Genomic DNA, 9,849 nt, shown 5'->3' with positions numbered 1-9,849 from the left:
GCGGCCAACCACCCACCAGCCGACTGTCACCAACCTCATGACCGAGTACAGCTAGTCGCCGACCGGCTGGTCGGAGTGGTCGGTGACGGCGGGCGGGGTGGGGCGGGCTGCGACGATGCGGTTGCGCCCGTCCCGCTTCGCACTGAGTAGTGCGTTGTCCGCCGCCAGCACCAGCTGGTCCATGGTGTCCGCGACATCCGGATACACCGCGGCGCCGAACGACGCCGGTACGCCGGTGATCACCGCAGTAGACGCCGTGACCGTGTCCACCGAGACGCTCAGCGTGCTGAGCCGGTCACGGATCCGCTCGGCCACCTCCAGCACCTCGGTTTCCGAGGCGCCCGGCAGCAGCACAGCCAGCTCGTCTCCACCGACCCGAGCGACCAGGTCGCCCTGCCGGACCTCCGCGCGCACGCTCTCACCGACCGCACGCAGCGCCTGGTCCCCGGCCGGGTGGCCGTAGGTGTCGTTGATCTCCTTGAACTTGTCCAGGTCCAGCATCAGCAGGCCGACCGAGCTGCGCAGCGTCTCCGCCCGAGCCAGCTCAGCCGGTACGGCGCTGGCCCAGTACGCCGGAGTCGCCAGACCGGTCTTCACGTCCGTGCCGGCCGCCCGCTGGAACTGCGGGAGCAGCAGATCGCGGTGCAGCGCCAGCACCGTCACCATCAGGATCGGCACCACCCACGGGTACGACGCCTGCAGCGCGGCAACCGCCACACCGAGCCCAAGCCCGGCCACCACGACGAGCTGGTCGGCGAGGTCGCCCAGAGCGCCACGGGCGGTGGCGTCGGGGGAGGACAGCAGGATCGCGCCGATCACCAGCGCGAAGTTCACCAGCCACCACGTCGCGGCCGCGCCGATCACGACCAGCAGCGTCCACGGCCCGGTCGGCACCCTAGGCTCGGTCAGCAGACCGCCACCGCGCAGCACACCGGCAGCCGCGGCGCTGGCCAGGATGAACGTGCTCGCCGAGAACACCTTGCGGTGCGCGATGGTCCGCCCGTAGACCCGGATCCAGGAGTATCCGTACGACACGACGATCAGCGCGACCACCAGGCTGAGCGGGAGCAGCAGCAGGCCGGCGAAGACCCACAGGCTCTTCAGGTTGGTGTACGGCGAAGTGTTCGCCGCCATCTCGCGTCGGCGCTCGATTCCGCGGGCAGACTCCAGGTGTAGCACCGAGGCGGCCGCCAGCACGGCGAAGGCGACCCACTCGGTCGGCCTGACGCCGGTTCGGGCGCCGGAGATCGTCGAGGCCAGAGCCAAGGCGGTGATCGTGACTGCAATCGCGTCCACGCCGAGCACGTAGCTCAGCGCAGGGCGGGGCAACGACCAGAGCTTCCATCGGCGGGGTGGCACCCAATTGCTCCGACCGATCAGAATCATGGTGGCCTCACACGGATCGACCTGAACGGTTATTCCGTAATAGTAACTGCCTGTTCACGCGAGGTCATCCCCAGGCCCGCGGAAATCCATCTGACGATGGCGACGGAAGGATCCAGCACCATGTCGAAGATCAGCACCGGCAACGAGTGGTTCCACGGCGGCAACGAGTGGTTCGCCGGGACCGGCAACGAGTGGTTCCACGGTGGGAACGAGTGGTTCCACGGTGGGAACGAGTGGTTCACGCAGAGTGGCAACGAGTGGCTGCGGCGGCCGGGTGGATCCGGTAACGAGTGGTTCACCACCGGTAACGAGTGGTGACCTGACACTTATTGCCGAAATTTCTTTACCGACATTTTACGAAGCCCGTCCGGGGATATTCCCTGAATCTCCGGACAGCTCGTCCGGCCCCAATTGGAGGGCGCCGGTCCCGGGCCGGCGGGCCCTTGTCCAGGCGGTGCCCGCCGCCAGGGCCGCGACCGCGCCGACCGCGCCCATGACGCCCAGCGCGAACGACGGCGAGTACTGGTCCGCGATCAGTCCGGCAAGCAGGATGCCGAGGCCCTGACTGCCCTTCAGCGCCATGCTGGCGACCCCGAAAGCCTGCCCACGCTGTCCGTCCGGCACGGCCTGCACGAAGGCTGCGCTGGTCGGTAGGTGGTAAGCCGACGCCATGCCGGACAGAGCCCACAGCGCCACCGTCGGCAGCAGCCCAGGCGCGAGGAAGCAGACGATCAGCGGCGCACAGGCCAGCACGGCCAGTGGACCGAGGAACCCCATCCGTTTCTCCGGCGGCCACAACGTGATCAGCCACATGCCGGCCACAGCCCCGGCTGGGCTCGCGGCCAGCAGCAGGCCGGCTGCCTCCGGCCCTCCGCCGATCTCGTGGGCGTAGGGGACCGCCAGGCCCTCGACGGTCACGTAGAACCCCGCGATCGTCGCCAGCACGATCAGTGCGCGCAGCTTCGGCGTACGGGCGACCAGTGTGAAGCCGGCGCCGAGGTCCTTGAAGTAGCTGCGCTGTGGCGCATTTGTGCCACGCGCAGGCACTGGACGGCTCCGTACGCCGAAGGCGATGAGAGCTGCGGACAGCAGGAAGGTCGCGGAGTCCAGCAGGAGGCCTCCGGACGTGCCCACCGCGACCACGATCACGCCGCCGGTGCCGAAGCCGAGGACCTGACTGAACTGCACGACCATGTCGTTCGCAGCCTTGCCCAGCACGTAGTGGTCGCCGGGCAGTACGGCGGGGAGCGTCGCGGCCCGTGCCGCGTTGAAGGGCGACCCGAACGCCTGCAGTCCGAGCAGGAGCAGGATGACGACCAGCAGCGGCAGCGCCTGAATCGCCATGGCTGCAACGAGAACTGCCCGCGCCAGGTCGGTGACGATCATCACAGCGCGGCGGGGGTAGCGGTCGGCGAACCCGGCCAGCAGCGGCCCGAACAGGAGGTCGGGCACGTAGGTCAGCGCGTACGTCAGTGCGGTGAGGCCGGCGGAGTTCGTGCGGTCGAAGACCAGCACGGACAGCGCGACCCGGGCCAGCTGGTCGCCCGCGACGGACAACACACCGGCCAGGAACAGCGCTCGGAACTCCGCGTGCCCGAAGACGTCGCGCCAGCGGGCACGTTCGATCACCCCACCCTCCATACCAAGACCTTAACCACAATCCGTGTCCTGACACCTGCCGCCTGTAACTGAAAGGGTTTCCCTCCGCGGCGATCGGGCTGGTTCAAAGGTTTGTTCGCGGCAAATCAGTGCCAGATCGTGAACCCGGTGGCGCCCGGTTTGGATGAACGTTCTACTCTGGAGATCTCCGGTAGCGGGGTCTGGGCGGGGCGGCCCCGACCCTGCTACCGGAGCTCTTCTTTGTCCGGCCTGTGGGGCGCCGGAAACTGTCGGTGGCGCCCGGTAGCGTTCTCAGTGCCAGGGGCGGCTCCTGGACGTGCTTCCTTCTCCTTCACCAGGCCAAGTAGCGCGTCCACTCTCCGCCCCTGGCGCGTTCATCCACGAGCCCAGCCGGGAGGAGCCGCCATGCCGGACGAGCACGCGCAGGCCGCCGTACTGCTGCGCCGTCGCCGCATGGTCGACCCGGCCGGCCTGACTCCTCCGGTGCGGCGGTCCGCGTGGCAGTGGCTGCGCCGGCCGCTGACCATCCAGTCGGGGCTGTCCGCGCTGCAGGCTGACCTGGTCCAGCGCGGCTTCCTGCTGTCGGTCGGGCTGTACCGGCACTGCTCCGGCCTGTCGGCGCCCGCGCTCGCCGGCTTCGGTCGCGCGTTGCTCGACCTGCTCGACGCGGAGTCCGGGCACGACGAGCAGCACGTGCCGCTGTTCCGCGGCTTCCCGGAGAGCGTGCCGGGCAACACCGAGACCTTCTACATCAACCGGATCTTCGCGCGACTGCTGCAGGAGCCGGAGCAGCCCTGCGTCCTCTGCGGCGACGCCAAGTCGGTGCACGCGGTCTCGCCGTGTGCTCACCTGGTCTGCCGGACGTGCTGGGACGGGGCCGACTTCAGTGCGTGCCCGCTGTGCCTGCGCCGGATCGACCCCAACGACCCGTTCCTGAAGCCGTCGTTCGACGAGGTGCAACCCGCGCACGTGCGGTCGGACCGTCTGCGGTTGCTGACCCTCGCTCCCGCCGACGCGTTGCAGTCGACAGTCTCTGCTCTGTTGGTACGGCGCTCGCCGCTGTCCGCAGCCGATCGCGCCGACCTGCTGGTGTTGCTGGCCGACGCCGACCCCTCCTGGCTGCCCGACGAGATCCCGGTCCGGGAGACCCGGGCGCTGGTCCTGGCCCACTTCCTCGACGAGCACCCCGGGCTGATCGACCGCGCCGGGACAGCCACCGACGTGCTGCGGCTGCTGTACGCTCTGATGGACGCCGACCCAGGTCTGCGCACGCCACCGCTCCGCCGGAAGTCGTTGCCGCGAGCAACGCGGCGACTCGTGCTGGCCCGGCTCGACCGGCTGCCGGCCGAGACGCTGATCGAGGACCTGCGCCGGCACGAGCGAGCCTGGAAGCGAGTCGCGGAGAACCTGCACCCGTTCGAGTTCGCCGCCCGTCATCCGCTCGCCGCGCTGGCGTTTGCCGTGCTGCGCCGTACCGACGTGGACCTGAACACCGCGGCAGGGCGAGCCGTCGCGGGGGAGGCCGCGCGGCATCCCTTCGTGCGTTTGGAAAACGGGCGGCTGACGACCAGCACGTTCGCGTCTCGGGTCGAGGCCGCGCTGGAGTCCCGGCCGGCCCACGCGCTCGACCTGCTGCGGCAACGCCCCGGAGACCTGGTGCGCCGACTGGTCCACCTGGCGCGCGTGCTGCCGGCCGATCAGCACGGTGCGCTGGTGGACGCGGTGGCGACCGCGGTCTCGGACGTGTCGCCGGTCGTGCTGACCGCGGCGCTCGGTCAGGTCCGTACGCCACCCGGCGACCTGCGACTGTTCTTCCCGCGGGGTGGGACCGCGCGGATCTGGACGAAGGTGGACGAACGCGAGCCGTTGCCGACCGACCTCGCCGCCGCGCTGTCCGGCGTTCTGGTCGGCGAAATGTTGCGGCGGGCAACGGATCTGCCGAGACTGCGGCGAGTGTTCATGGACGAGGACCTGGCCCGGCTCGCGGCGCCCGGTGCGGAGCGGAGCGCGTCGTCGACGTTGCTGCGGATGACGCGGGGGAGCGCGGTGCCGATCCCGCAGGACGAGCTGCTGCGGCTCTTCCTGCACTGGGTCGAGCCGCGCGGGCGGCGGGTGGATCTCGACCTGTCGGTCGCGGTGTTCGACGAGGAGTGGGGTTTCGTCGGGCTGTGCGACTACACCCGGCTGCGGTTCGACCAGGACGCTTTGGTGCACTCGGGTGACCTGACCTCGGCGCCGGGGCCGCACGGGTCGACGGAGTTCGTCGACCTGGACCTGCGGGCGGTGCGCCGGGTCGGCGGCCGCTACGTGCTGCCGGTGGTGTTCAGCTACAACAACGTCCCGTTCGACGAGCTCGAGCGCGGGTTCGTCGGGGTGATGCGGCAGCCGACCGGGCTGTTCGACCCGGCCGCGGTCGAGGAGCGGTTCGACCTGGCCGGTCCGGCGAAGATCCTGCTCCCGTTCGGCGTCGACCTGCAGACCAAGGACCTGCGCTGGTACGACGTGAACCTCAGCGCGGCCGGCTACGGCCACAACATCGCGAGGTACGGCGGCCACCTGGCGTTGATGGCGGCGACGATGGAGGAGGTGCACGGCGCCGGCGACCGGGTCAGCCTGTGGGAGATCTGCTGCTGGCACGCGGCCGCCCGGACCGACGAGGTCGTTGTCCGCTGTGCGGACGGTTCAGTCGTCGGCTACCTGCGGGATCCGGCTGAGGATCTCTCGGGTTTCGCCCGCCGGCTCACCGCACGCCTGGAGCCGGACCGCGCCTGGGACCAGGACGCGGCGGATCGCGCCGACTTCGCCGCCGTACTCACCGCGGACATCACGCCGCGCGCCGGTGCGCAGGTCTTCGCGCTGCATCCCCAGCTGCTGGATCCGGCGACCCACACGCTCATCGACGCGCCGCAACTGCTGAGCGCGCTCGCTCCTGACACCCGGGCCCACGCTCCCGCCGCCCTGCCGAGCTGAGCGGACTTTGACAATTCTGTGACGCTGCGGGGCCGGATGCTTTGGCTGGCCGCGCTGCGGGGGTACAACGGAATTGACCGCGAAGGGAGCCACGAATGACGTATGACGTGGTGGTGCTCATCGAGCGGGAGATGAGCGAGGGCGACGCGCGCCGCGTTGCCGCCCTGCACGCAAGGTACGAAGAGCCAGTCGAATACCACCTGCTCGTCTCCAGCCATCCGGAGAGCGCGCTCGGTGGTCCGATGGCGTTGCTGGGTTCGACGTTCGCGGACGTGGCCGGGATGACCGGCTCCGCGGCCGTGGTCGGGTCCGCCACCGTCCCGTCGGCCCGGGTCACCCCGCCGGCCGCACCGAGCCGGACACCGACAGCCACGCTGGCCGACCCCGATGTCGACCTGGCCTCGGTGATCGAACACAGTTCGCGCTACCTCCGGGCCGCCAGCGGCTACCCGGTCAACGTGGCGATCACGCACGGCGAGGTCCTGCTGGCCCTCCAGACCCTGGTCAAGCGCACCAACAGCCACGAGGTCGTGGTGGTCGCCTGGCCGGAGACCGCGGCCAAGTTCCTCTGCTCCGACTGGACCACCAAGGCCCGCAGGGCCCTGAAGGTTCCCCGGGTCCGGATCCTCGAGCACGACACCTGAGCGGTACGGCGGATCATCGGGCCGGCTGATGCGGCAGCCGGACCGACAGCGTCGTCTCGCCTGGGTGGGATTGGATCGTGATCGTCCCGCCGTGGTGCTCGGCGACGATCCGCTGGGCGATGTCGAGCCCCAGTCCGGTGCCCTTGCCGACGTCCTTGGTCGTGTAGAAGGGCTCGAACGCCCGCGCGATTACCTGCGGCGGCATACCGGGCCCGGTGTCGGTGAACTCCACGACGATCCGGTCGCCGTCGGTGCGCGTGCTGATCCGCAGCGTGCCGGCGCCTTGCATCGCGTCGACCGCGTTGTCGATCAGGTTCGTCCACACCTGGTTGAGCTCACCGGCGTACGCCTCGATCCGGGGTACGTCAGCGCCGTACGAGCGAACGACCTCGATCCCGTCGCGGAGCTTGTGGCCGAGCATGACCAGCGTGCTCTCGATGCCTTCGGTGACGTCGATCGTCTGCAGCGATCCGCGGTCCATCTGCGAGTACGACCGGACTGCCGCGACGAGCTCGGTGATCCGCCGGGTCGACTCCTTCACCTCGCCGAGCAACGTCGACACGGCGAGCGTGCTCGACACCCATTCGAGCCCAGGCTCCAAGGCGTCGCCGAGCACCTCGGCCGCGCGCTCACACCAGGAGACCGAGGCTCCGGCGGCGGCCAACGGCGGCGCGATCAGCCAGTCCTTCTCGACGTCTCGCCGATCCAGCCATTCCGAGATCGTGTTCTCGGCGTCGGCCAGGTCGACGGGGTCCGGCGCGGGCGTACCCGAGGAGGTCAGCTCCAGGCGCAGCTCGTCCAGCGCGCTGAATTGAGTGGCCGTGATCTCGCCCTCCGCGAGTCCCTGCAGCGCGGACAGCAACGACGCACACGCAGTGTCGAGCGCACTGACCGAGCGCGAAGCCGCAGCGGCGGGGTTGTTGATCTCGTGCGCCAGCCCGGCGGCCAGCGTTCCCAGCGTGATCAGCGAGTCCCGCTGCCGCGCGGTCGACTCGATCGCGCGGGCGGTCCCGTACACGCCCTTGATCAGGTGCCCGGCGAGCGGGAACCAGTCGTCGATCCGATCCCGCAGTACGGCGGCCGGCACCCGGAGCACCCGCCCGTCGGCGATCCCACGGCCGGACGCCAGGTAGACGCCGTGCTCGTCCCAGGCCCGGAACCCGCCGGCCCACCGACCCGGTACGTCGATCTTGCCCATCACGGTGTCCTCGCGCCCGATCTGGCGGTGCAGCGCGATCGCACCCTCGACGAGCACCCACCAGAAGTCGGCCGGCTCGCCCTCGTGGAACAGAGTGACGCCCGGCTCGACCGGGACCTCGGTGCTGCCCGCGATCAGCTCGCCCAGCTGCTCGTCGGTGAGGCCGGCGAAGAGCGGGATCCCGCGCAGGTCGTCGGTGTCCATCAGATCGTCGCAAGGTAGCGGTGGACGAGGTAGACCGACATCGCGCCCTCGCCGACGGCGGACGCGACGCGTTTCATCGAGTCGAGCCGGACGTCGCCGGCCGCGAACACACCTGGCCGACTCGTCTCCAGCACGTACGGCGGTCGCGGCAACGGCCAGCGGTCCATCGCGACCAGCTCCGGGCCGGTGACGACGAAACCCTTGCCGTCGCGGACCAGCGAGTCACCCAGCCAGTCGGTCCGCGGCGACGCCCCGGCGAACACGAACAGCCAGCTCGCCTGCACCTCTTCGACCCGTCCTGAGGACCGCTCGACGAGACTCAGCGACTCCAGGTGGCCGTCGCCGCCGCAGCCGATCACCTCGGTGCGGCAGCGGACCTCGATGCTCGGGGCAGCGGAGATCTTGTCGACCAGGTAGCGCGACATCGAGGTGGTCAGCGTTTCGCCGCGGACCAGGAGCACGACTCGCTTGGCGTACCGGGCGAGGTTCAGCGCAGCCTGGCCGGCTGAGTTCGCGGCGCCGACGATGTACACCTCGTCGTCCTGGCACTGAGCCGCCTCGCTGGCCGTCGCTCCGTAGTACACGCCGCGTCCGGTGAAGGCGCTGAGGCCGTCGACGTCCAGGCTGCGGTACGAGACGCCGGTCGCGACGATCACCGCCCGAGCCTCGATCTCGCCGGATTCCTCGAGCAGTACGGCGTGCACCGGACCGCGCGACTCGAGGCCGACGACGCTGCGCGCGAGCACCATCTCCGCGCCGAAGCGGGAGGCCTGCGCGACGGCTCTCGCCGCAAGGTCGGAGCCGGTCAGGCCGCGGGGAAAGCCGAGGTAGTTCTCGATCGCGGCGCTCAGTCCGGCCTGACCGCCGGGCGCCTCGCGCTCGACGATGACCGTGCTCAAGCCTTCCGAGGCCGCGTAGACGGCGGCGGCCAGTCCGGCGGGTCCACCTCCGACGATGCAGACGTCGTACAGCGGCTGCTCGGCGCGGGTTCGCAGACCGAGGGCGGAGGCGAGGTCGATCGTGGACGGTGCGCGCAGCGTGTCGCCGTCGGGGATCAGGACGAGTGGGAGGTCGTTGTCCGAGGCATCGGCCAGGTCGCGGAGCCGTTGTCCCTCGGCGTCGCGCTCTACGTCGTACCAGCGGTACGGAACGTGGTTGCGGGCCAGGAACGTCTTGATCTCGTGGGCGCGGTCGGACCAGCGGTTGCCGACCACCCGCACGTCGGAGGTGTGCTCGGGGTTGGCCTGCTGCCAGTCGCCGAGCAGGTCGTCGACGATCGGGAACAGCTGGTCTTCCGGCGGGTCCCAGGGCTTGAGCAGGTAGTAGTCCAGGCCGATGTCGTTGATCGCCTTGATGGCGACGTCGGTGTCGGCGTAAGCGGTGAGCAACAAGTACTTCGCGGTCGGTGCTTGTTCGCGAGCGCGTTCGAGCAGTTCGATACCGGTCATGCCGGGCATCCGCTGGTCGGTGGCGATCAGCGCGATCGGCTGGTTACGCAACGCGAGTTTCGTCAACGCTGCCAGGGCTTGCGCGCCCGACGTCGCCTTCACGACCAGGTAGTCGTCGCCGTACCGCCGGCGCAGGTCACGGGAGATGGCCGCCGAGACCATCGGGTCGTCGTCGACGGTGAGAATCGCTGGCTTGGTCACGCGGTGCCCCCCACAGCAGTGAACCGATCACGCCAGCATGACACGAGAAGATCTAGTCGTCGATCAGTGCGCGAAGGGTTTCGCGGTCCTCCTCGGGGACGTAGCTCGCGTAGTAGTCGTACATGTTCTGCCGGGCGATCCGGGCGGCCGCGTGACCGTTGCCGGCGCGGATCGCGTC

7 protein-coding genes are annotated in these 9,849 nt (G+C 69.9%); 3 read left to right on the top strand and 4 right to left on the bottom strand.

All coding sequences use genetic code 11. The annotated features are described in order from the left end of the window. Positions 1 to 51 precede the first annotated feature (51 nt). Positions 52 to 1,329 (bottom strand): GGDEF domain-containing protein, encoded by a 1,278-nt coding sequence (locus tag ACWCOV_RS41205; RefSeq protein ID WP_360527322.1) that lies wholly within the window; start codon positions 1,327 to 1,329, stop codon positions 52 to 54. A 177-nt stretch (positions 1,330 to 1,506) separates the two neighbouring features. Here ACWCOV_RS41205 and ACWCOV_RS41200 point away from each other — a divergent pair, with 177 nt between their 5' ends. Beyond that, positions 1,507 to 1,704 (top strand): DEAD/DEAH box helicase, encoded by a 198-nt coding sequence (locus ACWCOV_RS41200; protein WP_449834829.1) that lies wholly within the window; start codon positions 1,507 to 1,509, stop codon positions 1,702 to 1,704. A gap of 36 nt (positions 1,705 to 1,740) precedes the next feature. Here the strand turns inward: ACWCOV_RS41200 and ACWCOV_RS41195 are convergent, their stop codons facing one another. Further along, positions 1,741 to 3,015: an MFS transporter gene (locus tag ACWCOV_RS41195; RefSeq protein ID WP_449834828.1), complete on the bottom strand. Its 1,275-nt coding sequence runs from the start codon at positions 3,013 to 3,015 to the stop codon at positions 1,741 to 1,743. A gap of 396 nt (positions 3,016 to 3,411) precedes the next feature. Here ACWCOV_RS41195 and ACWCOV_RS41190 point away from each other — a divergent pair, with 396 nt between their 5' ends. Both ACWCOV_RS41190 and ACWCOV_RS41185 read left to right on the top strand, forming a co-directional pair. Further along, complete coding sequence (locus tag ACWCOV_RS41190; protein ID WP_449834827.1) at positions 3,412 to 5,976, top strand: MXAN_6230/SCO0854 family RING domain-containing protein; 2,565 nt, start codon at positions 3,412 to 3,414, stop codon at positions 5,974 to 5,976. A 95-nt stretch (positions 5,977 to 6,071) separates the two neighbouring features. Beyond that, a complete protein-coding gene (locus tag ACWCOV_RS41185; RefSeq protein WP_449834826.1) occupies positions 6,072 to 6,620 on the top strand; it encodes a hypothetical protein in 549 nt (182 codons plus the stop codon). A gap of 13 nt (positions 6,621 to 6,633) precedes the next feature. Here the strand turns inward: ACWCOV_RS41185 and ACWCOV_RS41180 are convergent, their stop codons facing one another. Then, positions 6,634 to 8,022: a sensor histidine kinase gene (locus ACWCOV_RS41180; protein WP_449834825.1), complete on the bottom strand. Its 1,389-nt coding sequence runs from the start codon at positions 8,020 to 8,022 to the stop codon at positions 6,634 to 6,636. Beyond that, entirely contained in the window at positions 8,022 to 9,671 is a 1,650-nt protein-coding gene (locus ACWCOV_RS41175) for an FAD-dependent oxidoreductase (protein ID WP_449834824.1), read from the bottom strand. Before ACWCOV_RS41175 ends, ACWCOV_RS41180 begins: the two co-directional genes overlap by 1 nt. Positions 9,672 to 9,849 lie beyond the last annotated feature (178 nt).

It is taken from the genome of Kribbella sp. NPDC002412 (genome assembly GCF_053592935.1).
The sequence above is the reverse complement of the archived record's forward strand: the minus strand, read 5'-3'. Positions and strand labels throughout refer to the sequence as shown.

Coding starts and splice junctions, on each gene's coding strand:
- ACWCOV_RS41180 (WP_449834825.1), bottom strand. CDS start 8,022: ATGGACACCGACGACCTGCGCGGGATCCCGCTCTTCGCCGGCCTCACC.
- ACWCOV_RS41190 (WP_449834827.1), top strand. CDS start 3,412: ATGCCGGACGAGCACGCGCAGGCCGCCGTACTGCTGCGCCGTCGCCGC.
- ACWCOV_RS41200 (WP_449834829.1), top strand. CDS start 1,507: ATGTCGAAGATCAGCACCGGCAACGAGTGGTTCCACGGCGGCAACGAG.
- ACWCOV_RS41185 (WP_449834826.1), top strand. CDS start 6,072: ATGACGTATGACGTGGTGGTGCTCATCGAGCGGGAGATGAGCGAGGGC.